Annotated in this window: 17 protein-coding genes; 2 read left to right on the top strand and 15 right to left on the bottom strand. The window is 66.9% G+C overall.

Going from position 1 to position 19,550, the window contains the following annotated elements; translation table 11 throughout:
- Window positions 1-116: 116 nt before the first annotated feature.
- Entirely contained in the window at window positions 117-599 is a 483-nt protein-coding gene (locus ABQY74_RS01005) for an Lrp/AsnC family transcriptional regulator (RefSeq protein WP_104574475.1), read from the bottom strand.
- 127 nt (window positions 600-726) lie between these two features.
- On the opposite strand from ABQY74_RS01005, the gene phhA reads away from it, so the two are divergent.
- Entirely contained in the window at window positions 727-1,617 is an 891-nt protein-coding gene (phhA, locus tag ABQY74_RS01000) for a phenylalanine 4-monooxygenase (protein ID WP_349792971.1), read from the top strand.
- A gap of 68 nt (window positions 1,618-1,685) precedes the next feature.
- Complete coding sequence (locus tag ABQY74_RS00995) at window positions 1,686-2,330, top strand: DUF4375 domain-containing protein (RefSeq protein ID WP_349792969.1); 645 nt, start codon at window positions 1,686-1,688, stop codon at window positions 2,328-2,330.
- A 130-nt stretch (window positions 2,331-2,460) separates the two neighbouring features.
- Here ABQY74_RS00995 and ABQY74_RS00990 read toward each other — a convergent pair whose 3' ends face one another.
- The 14 genes from ABQY74_RS00990 to ABQY74_RS00925 form a co-directional block, all read right to left on the bottom strand.
- Complete coding sequence (locus tag ABQY74_RS00990; protein WP_127159652.1) at window positions 2,461-4,077, bottom strand: diguanylate cyclase domain-containing protein; 1,617 nt, start codon at window positions 4,075-4,077, stop codon at window positions 2,461-2,463.
- A gap of 2 nt (window positions 4,078-4,079) precedes the next feature.
- The gene (locus ABQY74_RS00985; RefSeq protein ID WP_349792967.1) at window positions 4,080-5,546 is read right to left on the bottom strand and encodes an ATPase domain-containing protein; all 1,467 of its coding nucleotides are present in this window, start codon (window positions 5,544-5,546) and stop codon (window positions 4,080-4,082) included.
- On the bottom strand, window positions 5,543-5,977 hold the full coding sequence (locus ABQY74_RS00980; protein WP_104554668.1) for a hypothetical protein: 435 nt from the start codon (window positions 5,975-5,977) through the stop codon (window positions 5,543-5,545). The genes ABQY74_RS00985 and ABQY74_RS00980 overlap by 4 nt, the downstream gene beginning before the upstream one ends.
- Before the next feature lie 435 nt (window positions 5,978-6,412).
- Complete coding sequence (locus ABQY74_RS00975; RefSeq protein ID WP_349792965.1) at window positions 6,413-8,149, bottom strand: peptidase M61; 1,737 nt, start codon at window positions 8,147-8,149, stop codon at window positions 6,413-6,415.
- A gap of 181 nt (window positions 8,150-8,330) precedes the next feature.
- A complete protein-coding gene (locus tag ABQY74_RS00970; RefSeq protein ID WP_349792963.1) occupies window positions 8,331-9,449 on the bottom strand; it encodes a GDSL-type esterase/lipase family protein in 1,119 nt (372 codons plus the stop codon).
- Window positions 9,450-9,749: 300 nt separating this feature from the next.
- Complete coding sequence (locus ABQY74_RS00965; protein WP_349792961.1) at window positions 9,750-10,412, bottom strand: RpiB/LacA/LacB family sugar-phosphate isomerase; 663 nt, start codon at window positions 10,410-10,412, stop codon at window positions 9,750-9,752.
- Window positions 10,413-10,639: 227 nt separating this feature from the next.
- Window positions 10,640-11,395 carry a 2-dehydro-3-deoxy-D-gluconate 5-dehydrogenase KduD gene (kduD, locus tag ABQY74_RS00960; protein WP_016901228.1) on the bottom strand — a complete coding sequence of 252 codons (756 nt, stop codon included), beginning with the start codon at window positions 11,393-11,395 and terminating at the stop codon, window positions 10,640-10,642.
- 146 nt (window positions 11,396-11,541) lie between these two features.
- On the bottom strand, window positions 11,542-12,396 hold the full coding sequence (gene kduI / locus ABQY74_RS00955; RefSeq protein WP_016901229.1) for a 5-dehydro-4-deoxy-D-glucuronate isomerase: 855 nt from the start codon (window positions 12,394-12,396) through the stop codon (window positions 11,542-11,544).
- A 409-nt stretch (window positions 12,397-12,805) separates the two neighbouring features.
- Entirely contained in the window at window positions 12,806-13,864 is a 1,059-nt protein-coding gene (locus ABQY74_RS00950; RefSeq protein ID WP_024939515.1) for a LacI family DNA-binding transcriptional regulator, read from the bottom strand.
- 141 nt (window positions 13,865-14,005) lie between these two features.
- Window positions 14,006-15,589, bottom strand: coding sequence for a family 43 glycosylhydrolase (locus tag ABQY74_RS00945; RefSeq protein ID WP_349792959.1), 1,584 nt, complete (start codon window positions 15,587-15,589; stop codon window positions 14,006-14,008).
- Window positions 15,590-15,825: 236 nt separating this feature from the next.
- Window positions 15,826-17,109, bottom strand: coding sequence for a TRAP transporter large permease (locus ABQY74_RS00940; protein WP_016901232.1), 1,284 nt, complete (start codon window positions 17,107-17,109; stop codon window positions 15,826-15,828).
- A complete protein-coding gene (locus ABQY74_RS00935) occupies window positions 17,109-17,630 on the bottom strand; it encodes a TRAP transporter small permease (RefSeq protein WP_349792957.1) in 522 nt (173 codons plus the stop codon). The genes ABQY74_RS00940 and ABQY74_RS00935 overlap by 1 nt, the downstream gene beginning before the upstream one ends.
- 10 nt (window positions 17,631-17,640) lie before the next feature.
- Entirely contained in the window at window positions 17,641-18,639 is a 999-nt protein-coding gene (locus ABQY74_RS00930; protein ID WP_024939517.1) for a TRAP transporter substrate-binding protein, read from the bottom strand.
- A gap of 37 nt (window positions 18,640-18,676) precedes the next feature.
- Window positions 18,677-19,498: a 2-keto-4-pentenoate hydratase gene (locus ABQY74_RS00925; RefSeq protein WP_039514172.1), complete on the bottom strand. Its 822-nt coding sequence runs from the start codon at window positions 19,496-19,498 to the stop codon at window positions 18,677-18,679.
- Window positions 19,499-19,550: the final 52 nt, after the last annotated feature.

Below are 19,550 nucleotides of genomic sequence, written 5' to 3'. Positions count from 1 at the left end.
GCTGGCGGATCGACGAGAAGACATGCCGGGCGCAGCCGGATGTTACGCAAATGTAAATCGTTATCGTTTGAGAGGCAAGTCACAGTGCACGCGTGCCTGCCTCACAGCCCGCCGGATCAGCCCAGATGCGAGAGCGGCAAGCCTTCCGGCACCTTCACCGTGCGCAGCACGAAGCTGGAATTGACGTCGGACACGCCGGTCGCATTGAGCAGGCGGTCGAGCAGGAAGCGCGAGAAATGCTCTAGGTCGCGCACCTGCACCTGCAGCAGGTAATCCATGTCGCCGGTGAGCGCCCAGCAGGCCACCACCTCGTCCCAGCCGCGCACGCCGTCGGCAAAATGTTCGATATCGGCCTGGCCGTGCTGCTCCAGTTGCACCCGCACGAAGGCCTGCAGCCCCAGCCCCAGCGCCTTGGCATCCAGGCGCGCGCCGTAGCCGGCGATGATGCCGGCCGCCTCCAGCCGCTGGGTGCGGCGCAGGCAGGCCGAGGCCGACAGATTGACCTGCACCGCCAGCTCCGCATTGCTGCTGCGGCCCTGCGTCTGCAGCAGGGCGAGCAGGCGCAGATCGGTGCGGTCCAGGGCGATTGGCTGGTCCATATGTTGCGCAGCAGCAGAGGATGACGCACGAATCTTGCGCCCTGAAGCGTTGGACACGCAAGATTCGCAATCCCGTTGCGCGACCATCCGGCTAAGGTAAGCGCTGATCATCGGGAACCGCCGCCGCATGAACATCGCACCGCAACGCGTCGAGAATCAGCTCACCGACAAGGGCTATGTGCCGGTCTACACCACCGCCGTGGTCGAGCAGCCGTGGGATGGCTACAGCGTCGACGACCACGCCACCTGGGGCACCCTGTATCGCCGCCAGCGCGCGCTGCTGGTCGACCGTGCCTGCGACGAGTTCCTGCAGGCGCAGGATGCGATGGGCATGGGCGAGACCCACATTCCGCGTTTCGATGCGCTCAATGCGGTGCTGCAGGCGGCCACTGGCTGGACCCTGGTCGGCGTGCAGGGCCTGCTGCCGGAGCTGGATTTCTTCGAGCACCTGGCCAACCAGCGCTTCCCGGTGACATGGTGGATCCGCCGCCCCGATCAGATCGACTACATCGCAGAACCGGACCTGTTCCATGACCTGTTCGGGCACGTGCCGCTGCTGATGAATCCGCTGTTTGCCGACTTCATGCAGGCCTATGGCCGTGGCGGGGTCAAGGCGCACGGCATCGGCGCGGACGCGCTGCAGAACCTCACCCGCCTGTACTGGTACACGGTGGAATTCGGCCTGATCGCCACGCCGCAGGGGCTGCGCATCTTTGGTGCCGGCATCGTGTCGTCGAAGGGCGAATCGCTGCACTCGCTGGAATCGCCGGCGCCCAACCGGATCGGCTTCGACCTGCAACGCATCATGCGCACGCGCTACCGCATCGACAGCTTCCAGAAGACCTACTTCGTCATCGACAGCTTTGCGCAGTTGATGAGCGCCACCGCGCCGGATTTCACCCCGATCTATGCCGATCTTGCGCAGCAGGCGCAGGTGCCGGCCGGTGAGGTGCTGGACACGGATCGGGTCATCCAGCGCGGCAGCGGCGAAGGCTGGAGTACAGACGGCGACGTGTGAGGCTGCACCGACTCGACACCACCGCCGAGCCGGACTATGGTCAAACCTCCCCATACCGCCTTCGCTCAATGGACCTGACGCAGCTTCGCATCCGGCGCTTGGAGCTGGACGACACCCGCCTGCTGTTCACCCTGGCCAACGGCATCCGCATCGACGAGCCGATCAAGGCGCAGCGGCTGTTGTTGAAGGCAACGCCGCCGCAGCGCGCGCAATGGCAGCTCACCGACGACGGCTTCGGGGTGAACTGGCCGGCGGTGGCGCCGCCCACAGATGAGGGGCTGCTCAACATGCCCGAGTTGCTGTGGCGCCGCCGCAGCGCACGCGCGCAAACCAAACTGACCGCGCTGCGCGGACGCATGGATGCCCTGTCGCCGGGCGAGCGCGAGCTGGTGGCATTGGCGCGGCTGGATGCGGACATGAGCGAGAGCGGCTATGCACGCTACTTCGACCGCTGGGACGCCGCCACCCGGCGTGATGCATTGCAGGGGCTGGGCGCGATGGGCTCGGTGCAGGCGCGCCAGGCGATCGAAGGCCTGGGCACGGTGTTCGAACGCCTGGAAGAGGACCCCAACCTGCTCAGCATCGAAGACATTCTCGACGCGATGAGCGAGACCGACCGCCAGCGCGTGGATGGCTGGGAAGAGGTCTACTACCGACGCTCCGGCGAACTGGCCCGACTGGGCCTGACCCACTACGGGGTCGACAAGGCGTAAGCACGCGTGTGCTCGCTGCCGCACAGGCGCGGGCTGTGCAGCGATGCCGCGCAGCGACGCTGCAGGTATTAACAGGCGCACGCCTCTGGTCGCCGTCAGCTTGCGCGCGCCGCCGTGCACCTGGGCAGGCTCACTGGCTGCGCTGGACCCGTGGGCTACGCGGACGCCGGCCCAATGGCAGGGATAGCGTGAAGGTGCAGCCCTTGCCGATGCCGTCACTGCTGGCGACGACGCTGCCGCCTTGCACCTCGACGATCTGCCGCACCACTGCCAGGCCGATCCCCAGCCCCGCACCGTTGAATCCGATCGCGTGGTTGTCCTGCATGAACGGCTCGAAGATGCGCTGCAGCGCGTCGTCGCCAATACCGATGCCGTTGTCGCTGACCACGATGATGGCGCGGCGTCCGTGCAGGCTCAGCTGCAGGCCGATGCGGCCGCCTTCGGGAGTGTATTTGGAGGCGTTGTCCAGCAGGTTGCGCAGCACTTGCGACAGGCGCACACCGTCGCCGCGCAGCAGGGTCGGCTGCGGCGGCAAACGCAGCGCGAACGACTGCTGGCGTTCGGTGATCAGCGGCAGACACGCCGCCGCAGCTTCCTCGATAACCGCATGCAGGTCGATGGATTGCTTGAGGATGCGCAGCTTGCCGGTGCGCACGCGCGACAAATCGAGCAGGTCGCCGATCAGGCGCGTCATGTGCTGCACCTCGTGCTCGATGATGTGCCGCATCCGCGGCAACTCGGCGCCGGGCAGGCTGTTGAGCATCGAACTGGCGACCAGGATCGGGGTCAACGGATTGCGCAATTCATGCGCGACGAAGGCCAGCATCTCGTTCTGTCGTTGTACCCCTTGCTCGGCTGCCGCATGCAACTGCTGGGCGCTCAGCGCAGCCAGGATCAAGGCGCTGTTGGCCTGACGCAGCGCATCGTGCGGATCCTCCGGCAACGGTCGCGGATCGGCAGCGGCCGGCGCCGGAGCGGCGTGCTCCAGGTCCAGGGCGATGCAATCGCGGTAGAACATGAAACGCGCCGCGACGTTGCGCTTGGCGCAGTACATCGCATCGTCGGCATGCTGCAGCAGCGTCATCCCGGTCTCGCCATCGTCCGGGTACACGCTGATGCCGATACTCGCACCCAGGTGCAGCTCGTGCTTGCCGACCAGGCAGGGCGTGTCCAGGCTTTGCACCAGCTGGCGGGTGATGGTGGCGGCCGCATCGTGGCTGTCGACGCCGTCCAGCAACACCACAAATTCGTCGCCGCCATAGCGCGCCACGATGCCCGAGGGCGCCGCCGCCGCGGTGAGCCGCTGCGCGGCCAGGCGCAGGAATTCATCGCCGGTGCTGTGCCCGAACAGATCGTTGATGCGCTTGAAATCGTTCAAGTCCACAAACAGCAAGGCAATCCGCGTGCTCTGGTGCTGCGCGGCGACGATGGATTGTTCCAGCCGCTCGAACAGCAGCGCGCGGTTCGGCAATTGCGTCAACGGATCGCGGTTGGCGTTGCGCGCCGCTTCGCGCAATGCGTGCGCGTGGTCGTCCAGCTTGCTGTGCGCCAGCAACGAGGACAGCACCAGCTGCTCGTTGGCGGCCTGCAGGTCGGTATGCAGCGCAGACGGCAACTGGCTCTTCAGACTCGCCAGGTCCTGATGCAGATGCCGCAGTTGCCGCCGGACGCTGCGCGTCTGGCGCCGCAGCTCCGACAGCTCGCGCCTGGCGAGGTCCGTGTCGGCGTTGCGGGGCGGCTGCTCCATGCTCATCCGCCGTCGGCGGAAGCCGGCTTGCGGGTGGACCTGCCGCTGAGCAGGCCTTCCTGCTGCAGCAACGGCGCACCGAGATGCAGACCGGCCTGGTCGATATGGAACTCGCGCAGCTCGTCCGAATGCGCGCTGGCCCGCACCTTGACCACCGCCAGGATGCGCCGCAGCCGGCTGTCCACTTCGACGTAGCGCTGCACGATGATGGCGTCGGTCATGAACGCGGTGCCGTAGGGGCTGAAGCGCAGATCGGTGTAACGGTCCTCCAGCTCGGAGGTCATCACCACGGTCACGCCGGTGCCGGCCAGGGCCACCACCAGGCGCGACAGCGATTCGCGGAAGTCCTCGCGGAAGGTGGGCGCCAGCGCCAGCTCGAATGCGGACAGCGAGTCGATCACCACGCGCGAGGCGCCGAGGCGCGCGATTTCCTGCAGCAGCAACGCCAGGATCTCGTCGATCGACAGGTCTGGCGCGCGGCTGTCCACCACCCCGACCTGCCCCCCGGCGATCAGCGCCGACAGCGCCGGGATGCGCGAACGCGGGCCATGCTGTTCAAAGCGCGCCAGCACCCCGGTCTCGCCATTGCGCACGCCTTCGATCAGGAAGGCCGCTGCCAGCAGGCTCTTGCCCGACCCGGACGGCCCGGCCACCAGCAGCGAATAGCCCTGCGGCAATCCGCCGCCGAGCATGGCATCGAGCCCGTCGATTCCCATGCCCAGACGCGGTGCCACGTGCGCCGGCAACGCGTCCTGGCGGCCGCCCACGCTGGGGATGGGTGCGAACACGCGCAGGCCTGCGCTGTCGATGCGGAAACTGTGCAAGCCCGGCAGGGACGGCCTGCCGCGCATCTTCATGACCTCCAGCTTGCGCACCATCGAATTGCGCTGCACGCTCTGGCGCAGCCAGATCAGCCCGTCGGCGACCGTGAATACCGGGTTGGCATCGGTCTCCACGAAGTACTCGCCGATCAGGAAGGTGGTGGATTGCCAGCTGGTCATCAGCATGCCCAGCTGCTGCACGAAACGCTGCAGGTTGTTGTGCACGTTGCCGTCGGCATTGCTGGCCAGCACCACCGAACGGAACGAATCCACGAACACCATCGCCGGCCGATGCGCCTGCACCTCGGCCACGATGCGCAGCAGCACCTGGTCCAGATCACCGGCCAGGGTTTCTTCGGACAGATTGATGAAATGGATCGCGCTGTTGATCGCCTCGGCGTCGAAGAAGTCGAACTGCTGCTGGTAGCGCAGCATCTTCAACGGCGGCTCACCCAGCACGGTGAAATACAGTGCAGGACGCTCCGGCGTTGCCAGTGCGAACATCAGCTGATGCGCCAGCGTGGTCTTGCCACATCCGGGCGGGCCGGCGATGAGATTGAACGAAAATTCGGGCAACCCTCCACCCAGCACCTCGTCGAGCCCGGGTACGCCGGTCTGCAGGCAGTGGATGGCGACTTTGCTGCTCATGGAATGTCCTGCGCGGAAAATCCGCTGGAAAAAGTGACCCAGACCGAACGCAACAAGCGCTCGGTCAAGGTTGGGCCGATCATGCTGACCAGCACCGCATGGAAGGTGTGCACGAAGGCAGCGCCGCCAGCGGCGGCCGTCTCCGTACGCTGTTGACGCAGCACCACGCCGACGGTCTCGACCGCATTGCGGTCATCGGACGCCTCGACCGCAGCGAAGGCCTCGTCCAACCACGGAAACTCGTCCTTGGTCAGAAACAGCGCACGCTTGAACAGCGCCGCGACACCGCGCGGTCCAAGGATGGGAGTCAGCACCTTGTCGATTTGCTGCAACATCGCCACGACGGTGGACGCGATCGTCGATGCTTCAGCACCCGCAGCGACCTGTCGTTCGAGAATTGCTACGGCTGCGGCTAGTGCAGGATGATCCATGCCTATGCGCGGGCCTGCGAGAGTGTCGGTCCACTGTATACCGTTTCCGCAGTCGCAACCGGTCGCAGAGCAGGCACCTGCATGAGGCTGCTCGCTCGCGCGCCACCCACGCTGCACGCGAAAGCGAACCCATGCCGCCTGCCCGGTTACGCGCATCAGCCAGGCTGATGCGCAGCATTGGTACGTTGCTACGCAGTGCAGTGGTTTGCTGGTGCCGGCCGTATCCAAGGCCTGAGCGCGCCATGGAACGCAGCTGCGTGCGCGATCAATTGCAAGGCTTACTGGCTCGCCGCCTGCCCTGCAATCCAGACAATCTGCAGCCGCTGATGACAGCTCTGCCGCACTGTCACCGCAGTGCGATGGTGCCGACGCTGCAACGCGTGCGTGTGCGTTGCGCGACGTTGGTCAGGTGCCGGCAAGCGATGCCGCGCAGACTCACAGCCGGCATTGCGCATCGTCCACACCCGCCACGCGCTCCCATTGCCAAGTGTCCACCTGCTCGCCGCGTGGCAGATAGTCCACGTCGAATTCCTTGCCGTCGCGGCGCAGGCGCAGCTTCAGGTGCTGGGCCTGATTACCCTGGATGCCGTCCTGCGGCACCGGCCGCACGATCTCGTCGCCATTGCGTACTCCTGCCTGCGCAGCCGCAGACTCCGCCATCAGGCCGCGCACGATGCGCCTGGGTTCGGCCAGCACCGCCGGCTCGAATCCCAGCACATAGCGCCGCAATGGCTTGCTGGTCCTGCGGAAGCACGGCCCGAACGCATCCGATGCCGGCAGCGGCGCAGTTCCGGCCAGGAAGGCGTGGAAGTCCTGCACCGCCGTGTCGCCCAGCTCTGCTTTCAACAAGGCCTCCCAATCGGCCTGGGTTGCCTCGCGCTGCTGCCCGATCTCCAGCAGCGCACGCAACAGGTCATCCAGCGAACGCCTGCCCTGCGATCGCTTGCGCAGCGCATCGTTCACCGTGGCCAGATACAACATGCCGCGGTCGTAGGCGAGCGTGCGGATGCGGGTGTCCTTCCAGAATCCCTCATCGATGCGTGCGTTCGGCAGATTTCCCAGCGCATTGGTGTAGTAACGCGCCGCGGTCATGTTGAGCGTATCCAGGAATTGCTGCGGAGTGAGCAAGCCGAATCGCAGCGGCAGCAGCGCCTCGTAAAACACCGCCGAGCCTTCGCTGAACCAGGTCGTGGACTCGGCCCCGTGCCGGGACAGGTGCGGCTGGTAGGTATGGAACATCTCATGCGACAAGGTGATCTTGATCAGGTCCAGATCGGCTCCGTCCCCTTCGCCGTAGGTGGTGACGAAGGACTGGTTCAATGCGGTCCCGCCGCCGGCGTTGACCGGGTTGTAGCGCAGGAAGATCGTGTAGGGCGCGGGCGCGGGCTGCGGAAACAGCAGCTCGAACTGGTCGTGCAGCTTGCCCACCCACGCGGACAACGCGGCCGCATCGAAGGGCGGCTGCCCCTGCCAGGCGACCGAGAACCCGTCCGCACGCGGCACCGCCGGCCAGCGCCCAACCTCCCCGGCCATGAAGAACACGCCGGACAAGCTGTTGTTGTCGATCTGCGCGACCTGCACCGTGCCCTGGCCGAACGAGCTCACTCCCTTGGCGCCGTCGGGCAGCTGCGACAGATCCCAGCGAATGGTCAGCGCGTAGCTTTGTTCTTCCGGCGGCAGCGCCAGAAACATGCTCGACAGCGCAGAAAAGGCATGGTCATCGTTGCGGAACGAAATTGGCGGTGCCGGGCCGCGCGGCGGCCGGGTCGCATTGGCCGGGACACGGTAGTGCAGGCTGAGCGGGCCGCTGAGCGCACGTGGCGCGATCCAGACGCGCAGCGGGCCCTGGTCACCGCTTTCCTGCGCCGTGGCCGCGCGCCCGGCTAGCTGCACCGTCCCCTGCGCATCGGTGGCTTCGATCGCGGCGATGTGCTCGGCAGCGGTGTCCACGTTTTCCACCTGCATCGGCAGCTGCGCCACGATGCCGCCGCGCGCAACGCGAAGCGTCGCCAGGCGCAGACGCACCTCCACCGTGCTCACTTCGCTCTCGACTGCGTGCGGTGCCAGCTCCAGGTCCAGCGCAACCGGAGCAGGCTCTGCTGGCGCCGGGCTGGCCACTGCGCCAGCGGCCAGCGTGAGGAGTACACACAGCAGCGACCAGGGAGTTTTCATGCGCGTCGGGCGGTTGGGGATGGCCGATCATGCCGCCGGTCGAGGCCGCCTGCCAGCATGCCGAAGGTCATGCTGCGCAATATGCAGTGATGGCTGCCGGCTTGGACCGAATGACACCGTAGTACAGCGGTGGGGCGGCGCAGTTGCGGTGCCGGCAGGTGCGATGCTCCGGGGCGACGGCTCAGCCTGCCGGCTTGGCGAGATAGGCCAATAGCAGCACCAGTGGTTCCTCGCCGGTCTGCTGCAAGGCATGGGTGCTGCCCGGGCGCGTCAGCAGCGCATCGCCGGCAGTGACCTGGTACTGCTTGCCATCCAGCGCGTACAGCCCGCGCCCGCTGACGATGTAATAGATCTCGTCCTTGTCGTGCAGATGCAGGCCGATGCCGGCGCCCTTGTGCAGCACGCGCTTGCGCAGCACGAACGGCAACTGCGGTGCGTCGGCGAAGAACGGATACGCCGTGGTCGGCCCGGCGCCGCCATGCGGGCCGGGTTGCGCGCGGGCGAGATCGCGTTCGTGCACCACCAGCGAGGGATGCGCCTGCGCCGCGCGTTGGATGGCGGTGTCGGGAGCGGCGCCGCAATCGGCATCGCGGCGCAACTGTGGCGTGAGAGCGGGTTGCAGCTGCACCCAGCCATGCACGACCAGGCATGCCACGGCGGTGGCGCCGGCGCGGCTGAAGTGGGTGCCGTCGGCTTTGCCTTGTTCGGGAACGAACAGGAAGTACGGCCTGGCTGCCTGTTCGCCGAGGGCACGGATCCAGTCGCTGGAACTGGCGTTGAGATCGATCAGGCCCACGTGTTCCTGCGCAGCGAGTTGCTGCATGGCCAGGGTGTAGCGGCCGTGGGTGTCGAGCAGCGCGCCGAAGTCGTAGAGCAGACGGGCAGCAGGCGTGATCAGGATCGGCGTGGCGCCCTTGTCGCGCGCGGTGGCGATATAGCGGCGCAGGAACTGCTGATAGTCGCCCTGCGGGTCGGTGTAGCGGGTTGGATCTTCGTGTTTGGCGTCGTTGTGACCGAACTGGATCAGCAGCACGTCGCCGGCACGGAGGTCCTTGGCAATGGCGTCCAGGCGCCCTTCGGCGATGAAACTGCGGGTGCTGCGGCCGCCCTTGGCGTGGTTGCGCACCTGCCATTGCGCCGGGTCGAACCACTCCTGCAGCATCTGGCCCCAGCCGGCCTGCGGCGCACGCTCGGCACCGTATTCGGCGGCGGTGGAATCGCCGGCGATAAAGATGCGGTGTGGATCGGCACGGGCGTTATTTGCGCAGAGCAGCAGCAATGCGAACAGCAGCAGACGCATGGTGGGCTCCAGGAACAATGCTAACGACGCGACGCTGTTCCTTCTCCCATTGGGAGAAGGTGCCCGAAGGGCGGATGAGGTGCGGCGGCATAGGAAATGTTGGACGGCCGTACTGTCGTCTCAAGCCTTTCAAGCCTCCCCGTTCAGGGCAGCTGTCTTCCGCCGCAGCCTCACTCCCCCCGCTCCACGCCCCGGCCCGCGCCGGCAGCGCGGGCTCCAAGGCACGCGCGCCAGTGGCGCGCGAACAGTGCCCTCTCACCCCGCGGGAGGAGGGCTTTAGGGCTTTAGGGCTTTAGGCCGTTACGCAGCTACTGCAGTGGCTTCGGTCTTGCCCAGCACGCCGGCGACGAAGTTGCGGATCTCGGCGTCCTGCGCATTGTCGAAGAAGCACTGCTGGAAACGCTCGCCGCCCACGGCCTGCTTGATCAGCTCCGGGTCGATGGCGCGCAGGCCCTCCAGGTAGGACTTGGCGGTGGCCTGCTTGACCTGGGTCAGGATGCCGGCATTGGCGGCCTGCGATTCGCGACGCTCGGCCGGGTAGCCCATGCCGCGCTCGCCGCTGAAGGCCTTTTCGAAGATGTAGCGCACGTTGATTTCCGCGCCCCAGCCGTAGCCCTTGGCAAACGCCAGCGACAGCGCGTTGCCGTTGTTGACCTGGGCGAACAGGTAGGCGTCGGTCGGCTCGATGCAATAGCCGCAGAACACGCCCGGATGCGCATTGAGCGACATCATCGCGCCCTGGCCGGTGCCGCAGCCGGCGACGACGAAGTCCACGGCCTTGGAGTTCAGCAGCAGGCTGGCGACGATGCCCAGGTGGATGTAGGTCAGGCGGTGGTCGTTGTCGCCGTCCATGCCGACGTTGAAGACGCTGTGGCCCTGCTCGCCGGCCACGTCGTTGAGCTGCTGCAGGATCACCGGGTTCTTGCCGGCCTGACTGAACTCATTCATGAGTGCGATTTTCATGGGGATGCTCCGATTGGTTAGGGAAGGTGTGTCGACTGTGGAGTTGGTTGGTGTGCGCGCCTGGATGCGGTCTTGCTTCGCTTTTCAGGTGCCTTGTCGGTGAGCGATCAGGTGCTGAAGGTCTTGTCGGAGCTGCGGCACGCGTCTGGTCATGTACGTGCCTGCCGGCCCTCATCCGCCCTTCGGGCACCTTCTCCCGGAGGGAGAAGGGACCGGGTGGGTTTGACTCAGCGTGCCAGCCAGCCGCCGTCCACCGGGATGATGGCGCCGTTGACGTAGTCCGAGGCGCTGCTGGCCAGGAACACCGCAGTGCCGCCGAGGTCGGCCGGCACGCCCCAGCGCGCGGCCGGGATGCGGTCCAGGATGGCCTTGTTGCGGTCCTGGTCGGCACGCAGCTGGGCGGTGTTGTCGGTGGCCATGTAGCCGGGCGCGATGGCATTGGTCGTCACGCCCTTGCTCGCCCATTCGTTGGCCAGCAGGCGGGTGATGCCGGCGATGCCGGACTTGCTGGCGGTGTAGGACGGCACGCGGATGCCACCCTGGAACGACAGCATCGAGGCGATGTTGATGATCTTGCCGCTGCCCTGGGCGATGAAATGGCGGCCGGCGGCCTGCGCCATGAAGAAGGCCGATTTCAGATTGACGTTCATCACGTCGTCCCAATCCTGCTCGCTGAAATCCACCGCGTCGGTGCGGCGGATCAGGCCGGCGTTGTTGACCAGGATGTCCAGGCGACCCAGGCCGTCCAGCGTTTCCTTGAGGATGCGCTCGACCGGTTCGACGCTGATCAGGTTGGCCTGGATGGCGACGAAGCGGCGGCCCAGTCCCTTGACCAGTTCCTCGGTCTCGGTCGGCGCCTGGATGCCGGCGGCGGCGATGTCGGCGCCGGCCTGCGCCAGTGCCAGCGCGATGCCCTGGCCCAAGCCCGTGTTGGCACCGGTGACCAGTGCGACCTTGCCTTCGAGACTGAACGGATTGCTCATTACCTTATCGCTCCTGCTGGGTGTGCCACGTTGGATGAGTGCGTGCGTCCGCGCGATGCGCGGCCGCTGGCATGGGGTGGAACTGGCGCGTTGATGGCGCTAGCGCATCGACGCGGTGAGTGCGGTGCTGCCCGGCACGCATGGCCTTACTTGAGCTGGCAGATGTCCAGCACGTGCATGTCGGTGTAATCCAGGTTTTCGCCGCCCATCGCCCAGATGAAGGCGTAATTGCTGGTACCAGCGCCCATGTGGATGGACCACGGCGGCGACACCACCGCTTCGTTGTTCTGGATCACGATATGGCGCTGCGCGTCCGGCTCGCCCATGAAGTGATAGACGCGGTCGTTGGCGCCGAGATCGAAGTAGAAATACACCTCGCTGCGGCGGTCGTGCAGATGCGGCGGCATGGTGTTCCAGACGCTGCCCGGCTTGAGCACGGTCAGGCCCAGCAACAGCTGCGAGGACTGGCAGGTGGTCGGCACGATGTACTGGTAAATGGTGCGCTCGTTGCTGGTTTCCAGCGCGCCGCGCTCCAGCGCCACGGCATCCTTGATCGACAGTTGCTTGGTCTCGAAACGCGCATGCGCCGGTGTCGAGGCCAGATAGAACCTGGCCGGGTTGGCGGCATCGTCCGAGGCGAAGCTGACATCGGTGCTGCCCATCGCCACGTACAGGCCGTCCTTCGGCCCGAGCGTGTAGACGGTGCCGTCCACGGTCACGCTGCCGGTGCCGGCGCCGACATTGAGGATGCCCAGCTCGCGGCGCTCCAGGAACGGATGGCCGGCGGCAGACGCCGGTTCGGTCTGCCTGGGCAGTTCCAGCGTGGTGCCGAGCGGTGCTGCGCCACCGAGCACGAAGCGCTCGTAGTGGGTGTATTTGAGCGTGACCGCATCGTCGACGAACAGGCCATCGAGCAGATAGAGCTCGCGCAGGTCGTCGTTGCTGGCGCCCTTGATGGCGTCGGGATGGGTGGCGTAGTGGGTCTTGCAGTACAGGGACATGCGCGATCTCCGGTGCCAAGCGCGGGGGGATTGGCTTGCACCAGGCCATTCTACCGACTCTGGTTAACCGGTGTCATTGCGCAGTGCACGATAGCCGCATGGCGGCGTGGCAGCGTGGGAATTCCTTCTCCCCTCGGGAGAAGGTGGCGCGGAAGCGCCGGATGAGGGGACGAGGCTGCACGTGGTGTTGGGTGCGGGGCTTGATTGGTCGGGTGGAGGCCTATGTGCCCTCAGCTCATGGCTGAGCTTTCTCAGATGGCTGTCTGCCGCCCCAACCCCCGCCCCGCGCTGGCGGCGCGGGCGCTCCAAGGCACGCGCGCCCATGGCGCGCAAGCCGTGCCTTCTCGCCCCGACGAGAGAGGGGCTTTGTTGCTCGCCTGGCGTCCCCTTGCCTGGGCTTTGACCTCGCTCAATCTTCCGGCGGTTGGCAGGAGTCGCGCACGATCAGGTGCGGGCGCACGCTGGCGGTGGGCAGTTGCGGGGCGTTGTCGGGCTGGATCAGCATGGCCGCGGCGGTGCGGCCGGTGTCGCGGGTGTGGCGGCGCACCGAGGTCAGCGGCGGCCACAGGCGGGAGGCCAGCGAGCTGTCGTCGTAGCCGATCACCGACAGCTGGCGCGGGATGCTGATGCCGGCGCGCAGCGCGACCTTGTAGATACCGGCGGCCATTTCGTCGTTACCGGTGAAGATGGCGGTGGGGCGCTTCTTGCCCAGCAGCAGCTTTTCGGCGGCGGCCACGCCCGATTCGAAGGTGTAGCCGGCTTCGACGATGCGTTCGGGCGGCAGTTCGATGCCGCGCCGGGTCAGCGCGTCGGCAAAGCCGGAGGTGCGCTCGATCGAAGAACGGTAGGCGCTGGGGCCGGTGACCAGGGCGATGTCGCGGTGGCCGAGCGAGAGCAGGTAATCGGCGGCCTCGGCGGCGCCGTCGCGGTCGTGGGTGATCACCGTCTGCGAGGTGGTGTCCAGCGCGACCGAGGCGATGCGGGTGTAGCGGCAGCCGATCTCGGCCAGCATGTCGGCCAGCGCCTGGTCCTCGGAGGCGCGCGGCACCAGGATCACGCCATGCAGCTTCTGCGCCTGGGCGAAGCGGCGCACGCCTTCGATGTAGCCGGGGCTGCGGCTGTCGCAGGGGTGCACCACCAGCTCGAAGCTGGAGCCGCGCAGCGCGTCCAGCGCGCCGTACTGCATGTCCACGATGTATTGCGCGGTGGGGTTGTCGTAGACCATGCCGATCAGGAACGAGCGCCGGAACGCCAGCCCGCGCGCCAGCGGGTCGGGCGCGTAGCCGACCTCGCGCATCAGCGCCTCGACCTTCTCGCGGGTGTCCTGCCGCACCAGCGGCGAGTTGTTGATGATCCGCGACACGGTCTTCTTGGACACGCCCGACATCCGCGCGATGTCGTTGATCGTGGCTACCTTGCCCTTCGGCAGGCCGGGCATTCCCTCTTCAGGCATCTTGCGGGCGGGCATAGCGGTCAACCAGTGAAGTTGATTGGATTCTACCGGCCAGACGGCCGGCAGACTTGAGCGAAGCCTGCCGCCACCCCGGACCCGCCGTGCCGGACACGCCGCAGCCGGCAGCGCGGCGGCATGCCCGGCGATGCAGAACGGTCAGTCCAGGGCGCGGTAGCGGAAGTTGCGGAACTCCACCTGGCCCTGCCCGGCGGCATACAGCGCCGGTTTCAGTGCCAGGAACTTGCCGGCCACGTTGTGGTGGTAGCCGGACACTTCCATCTGCACCGGGTACTTGGTCCAGGTGGTGCCGTCGGTGCTGCTGTGGATGGTGACGATGTGGCGGTTGTTGGTGACCCGCAGCCACAGGGTGCCACCGGTCGCACTGGGGGCCAGCGTGCCGGGGCGTTCCTCGCCGTAACGGTGCATGACGAAGTTCTCGCCATTGCTGCCCACGCCGGCATAGAGCTTGTCGCTGTAGAACAGCAGCGCCCCGCCCTGCCCGCCCGGCGCCACGGTCATCTGCACCTCGAACTGGTAGGCCTGGTCGGTGGCGATCACCGTCAGCGGCGAGGCGTTGCGCGGGGCGCTGCCCTTGCCCTGAAGGCGCAACACGCCATCGCCGACCTGCAGCCGCTTGGCCTCGTCGGCGGCCGGGTTGAAGAACGCCCACTGCGGGCCCAGCGTGCTGGCGCGGAAGTCGTCCGACAGCGCCAGCCCATGCGGCAAGGCCTGCCCGCTGGGCTTTTTCAGCGGCGTGCCCAGGTCGCCACCCTTGGCGACGAACCAGCCGTCCGGGGTCCACTCGATCGGGTCCAGCAAGGCCTGCCGGCCCAGGGTCCAGTAGCCGTGTTCGTAGCCGTGGTAGAGCATCCACCAGCGCTGGTCGGTGCCTTCCACCAGGGTGGCATGGCCGCGCGACCACCACGGCTCGTCGGCGCTCTTGGTACGGGTGATCGGGTTGTTGGGCGCGTTCTGCCAGGGGCCGTGGATCGAGCGCGAACGCGCGGTGATCACCATGTGCCCGGTCGGCGGGCCGGCGGTGCCGCCGACGGCGGTGGTCATGTAGTACCAGCCGTTGTGGCGGGTGATCTTGGGGCCTTCCTGCGCGTAGCCTTCCACGTCCCAGCTTTCCGGGTATTTCCAGCCGTCGTAGACATGCTTGGGCGTGCCGACCACCTTGAGCCCGTCGTCGGACAGCTGCACGTAATCGCCGCCGCTCAGGAACAGATAGCGCTTGCCGTCCTCGCCCACCGCGTGGCCGGGGTCGATGTACTTGCCCAGGCCGATGTCGATCGGCGCGCTCCACGGGCCGGTGATGTCGTCGGCCCAGACCACGAAGTTGCTGCGCTCGCCCTGGTCGCCGCGGCGCGCCGGGAAGTAGATGTAGTAGCGCTTGCCGTACTTGATCAGGTCCGGCGCCCAGATCGCGCCGACGTTCTGGGTGATGGCGTGGCCCAGCGGCTGCCAGTTGACCAGATCGCGCGAATGCCAGATCGGCAGGCCCGGGTAGGCATCGAACGAGGACAGCGTGAGGTAGTAGTCCTGCCCGTCCTTGAGCACCGACGGGTCGGGGTGATCGCCAGCCAGCACCGGGTTGAGGAAGGTGCCGTCGCCCTGGTCGGCGATGCGCTGGTGTTCGATGCCGCGCTTCCAGTCGGCCGCGGCAGCGAGCCCGGCACACAGCAGCAGGCCGCCGGCCAGCAGCCAACGCAAACGGGTTGAAGCGATACGCACACGCATGCTTGCTCCTAGTCCCCGCACGGCGGGGCGATGCGGCGGCCAGCGCCTGGAGCGTCGGCCGCCTGGACGAAGGCGGAACTACCTGCCAGCAGCGACGCCGGGCAGCGCGCCGGTAACGTCGCCAGGCGTTTGTCGAGCGAGGCGCGGCGTGCGGACATCGCATCGCACGCGCCGTGCAGGCCGCTGCCATGCACCGACGACGCCCGCCTGACCGACGCAGTCGGGATCGCGGGCACTTACGCGCGCAGCGCGCGTGGCAACCACAGCGACAGTTCGGGGAAGAACGCCACGATCAGCAGCACACCCAGCGCCGCCAGCCAGAACGGCCAGATGGTGCGCATGCTCTGGGCGATGGTGATCTGCCCGATCGAGGTGCCGATGAACAGCACCGAGCCGATCGGCGGGGTGATCAGGCCGATGCCGCCGGCCAGCACCATCACCAGACCGAAGTGGATCGGGTCGATGCCGTAGGCCTTGACCACCGGCAGGAAGATCGGCGTGCAGATCAGGATCTTCGGCGCCAGGTCCATGAACATGCCCAGCAGCAACAGCATCACCACGATCATCAACAGCACCGTGTTCTTGCTGTCGGCGATGGCCTGCAGGAACTTCACCGCCGCCGCCGGCACCTGCAGGTAGGCCAGCAACCAGCCGAACACTGCCGCGGTGGCGATCACGAACAGGATCACGCCGGTGGTGCGCGCCGCATGCGTCACCGCGGCGAAGAACTCGGCCCACCGCAGCTGCCGATACAGCAGCGCGGTGACGATCAAGGCGTACACCACCGCGATCGCCGCGCTCTCCACCGCGGTGAAGATGCCGGCACGGATACCGATGAAGATCAACGCCACCAGCCCCAGGCCCGGCAACGCGCCGATCAGGCGCAGCGCCACTGCGCGCCAGCCGGGGAACGGCTCGGTGCCGTAGCCGCGATGGCGCGCCACCGCATAACCGGTGACCATCATCGCCGCGGTCATCAGCAGCGCCGGGAAGATGCCGGCCGCGAACAGATCGGCGATCGACAGCCCGCCACCGGCCGCGGCCGAGAACAGGATCAGGTTGTGCGAAGGCGGCACCAGCAACGCCACCAGCGCGGCGGTCATGCTCACGTTGACCGCGTAGTCGCGGTCGTAACCGCGCTTGATCATCTGCGGGATCATGGTGCCGCCGACCGCCGAGACGTCGGCGATCGCCGAGCCGGACACCCCGCCGAAGAACAGCGACGACAGCACGCTGACCTGGCCCAGGCCGCCACGCACGCGCCCCACCAGCGAGGAGGCCAACGCGATCAGGCGTTCGGAGATACCGCCGCGCAGCATCAGCTCGCCGGCGAAGATAAACAACGGGATGGCGATCAACGAGGCCGAGCCGCTGCCGGCGGAAATCTGCTGCACCAGCACCACCGTGGGCAGGTCCAGATACAGCAGCGTGGCCAGTGCGGCCGCGCCCAGCGCATACGCCACCGGCACGCCGATCAGCAGCAGCACCACGAAGGTTCCCAACAACATCGCAATGCCCATCAGCGCACTCCTCCGGCCTGGATCGGGCGCAGCACACGCCACAGCTTGTACAAGGCAAAGATCACCATCAGCGCACCGCCGATCGACAGCGGCAGGTAGTTGATGCTCTGCGGCATCTGCGCGCCGGCCATCTTGATGTCCAGGCCATCGAGCAGCAGCGCCGCGCTCCACCACGCCAGCACCGCACCGATGGACATGATCATCAACGGGCGGATCAGGTCGAACACCCTGCGCACCAGCGGCGGCACGTGTTCGCCCAGCAAATAGAAGCCGAAGTGGCGGTTGGTATGCACGCCGGCGGCCGCGCCCAGGCTCAGCGCGGTGCTGAGCAACAGCAGCGTCACCGGCTCGGTCCAGCTGGGCGAGTCGTTGAGCACGTAGCGGGTGAACACCTGCCAGCCCTGCACGACCACCAGGCCCAGCAGCGCGATGGATGCCACGCCAACGGCGGTATCGGAAACGCGGTCCAGCGCGCGCTGCAACGGCGCGACCGGGACGGCGATGGTCTCGGGTTCGGTCATCGGGTCACCTCTATGCAAAATCGCGGATGCGGCGGTACAGCGCTTCGATCTCCGGCTGCTTGCGGTATTCGGCCAGCAGCGGCGCGGCGGCGGCGCGGAACGCCGGCATGTCGACCTGATTGAGCTTGACGCCGTAATCGATCACCTGCTTGCGCGCCACGGTCTCCGAGGCATCCCACAGATTGCGCATCACCGGTACCGAGGCGCGTGCCAGTTCCACCACCAGGGCGCGATCGTCCGGGCGCAGCGATTCGAAACTCTGCCGCGACATCACCAGGATGTCCGGCGCATAGGAATGCTCGCTCTGCGACCAGTAATGCGCGGCTTCGAAATGCCGGCTGGACTGGAAGCTACGCATGTTGTTTTCCGCACCGTCGATCATGTGCGTTTCCATCGCCGAGAACGTCTCGCCCAGCGACATCGGGGTGGGGTTGGCACCCAGCATGCGCATCAGCTTGAGGAAGATGTCCGACGAGGCCACGCGCAGTTTCAGGCCCTTGAGATCTTCCGGGCGGTGCAGCGGGTGCTTGGTGTTGTAGAAGCAACGCGCACCGGAATCGTAGATCGCCAGGCCCACCAGGTCGCGCTGCTCGAAGCTGCGCAGCACGCTGTCGCCGACATGGCCATCGATGGCGCGGCGCAGGTGCGGCACCGAGTCGAACACGTACGGCAGGCACAGCGCCTGGGTCAGCGGAAAGGTGTTGTTCAACGCGCCCGAATACACCCGGGTGATGTCGATGGCGCCAAAGCGCGCCATGTCGATCGCCTCGGACTCGCGGCCCAGCTGGCCGGAGTGGTACTGGCGCAGCTTGAGCCGGCCGTTGCTGCGTTGCTCCAGCTGCTTGCCGAACCACCGCACCGCCTCCACGGTAGGGTAGTCGCCGACATGCACATCGGTGGCGGTCAGCAGCTGCCCGCCGGGAATCGGCGTGGTGGCACCCGCGCCCAGCCAGGGGCCGGCCGCGGCGGCACCGAGCCCGGCACCGAGGAAATGTCTGCGTGTGATCATTGGCGCCCTCCCAAGCGTCTGGTCACTGGGTCCGGCGTTACTTGGCGGACACAGCCGTACAGGAAATGTCGCCGATGCCGGCGAAGCGAATCAGGGCATGCTGTCCCACTTCGATGTCATGGATACCGGTGGCATTGCCCGTGGCGATGAGATCACCGCGCTTGAGCGGACGCCCGCGCCGGGCCGAACGACTGAGCGCAAATGCGTAGGCCGCGCGCAAGCCGCCCGGCAGCGTGGTGGCCCCGCCGGTGCCGACCAGCTGGTCGTCGATCAGGGTTTCGGCGGTCAGCGCGGATTCGTCGCGCGCCAGCCAATCGGTCACTTCCGGCCCCAGGATCAGGCCGTTGTTGTTGCCGAAGTCGGAGATCACCACGCGCGGGCCCAGCTTGTTGATCGTGGCCAACGGGCTGCTGGCGATTTCCACGCCGATGAACAGCGTGGCCGGCAGCTGCGCCGCCTGGTCAGGAGTGAAGTGGGTCTGCTCGGCCGGCGCGTCCGCGTCCAGGCGCAGCACGTACTCGGCCTCCACCGCACCGAAGCCGCCTTCGTAGATCGGGAATTCGGTTGTTCCACCGGTAGCATTCCAGAGCTTGTGCGAGAAGATCGGGCCCAGCAGGCGCTCGTCGCCCGATGCATCGCGGCGCTCGGCGGCGATGTAGCCCACCTTCCAGCCGACCACCTGGTCGTCCCACTGGCTGATGGCGATATCCTGCACCTGGTAGGCGGTGAGCAGATCGTCGGGGATCTGCCCTGGAAAGTCCGGCAGCGATGCCCCTGCACGGCGTGCCTCCACAAAGCGCTGGGCGATCTGCGACAGCGAGGATGTGGAGGATGGTGGGGTGGCGGCGTCGTTGCTCAAGGGTGTCTCCCTGATAGGTGTTTTTGTTGCACTGCCAATCGACAGTGGCACG

The sequence above is a fragment of the Xanthomonas sp. WHRI 7064 genome (assembly GCF_040202355.2).
Classification (GTDB): domain Bacteria; phylum Pseudomonadota; class Gammaproteobacteria; order Xanthomonadales; family Xanthomonadaceae; genus Xanthomonas; species Xanthomonas arboricola.
This window is presented reverse-complemented; position numbering and strand designations above follow the sequence as displayed.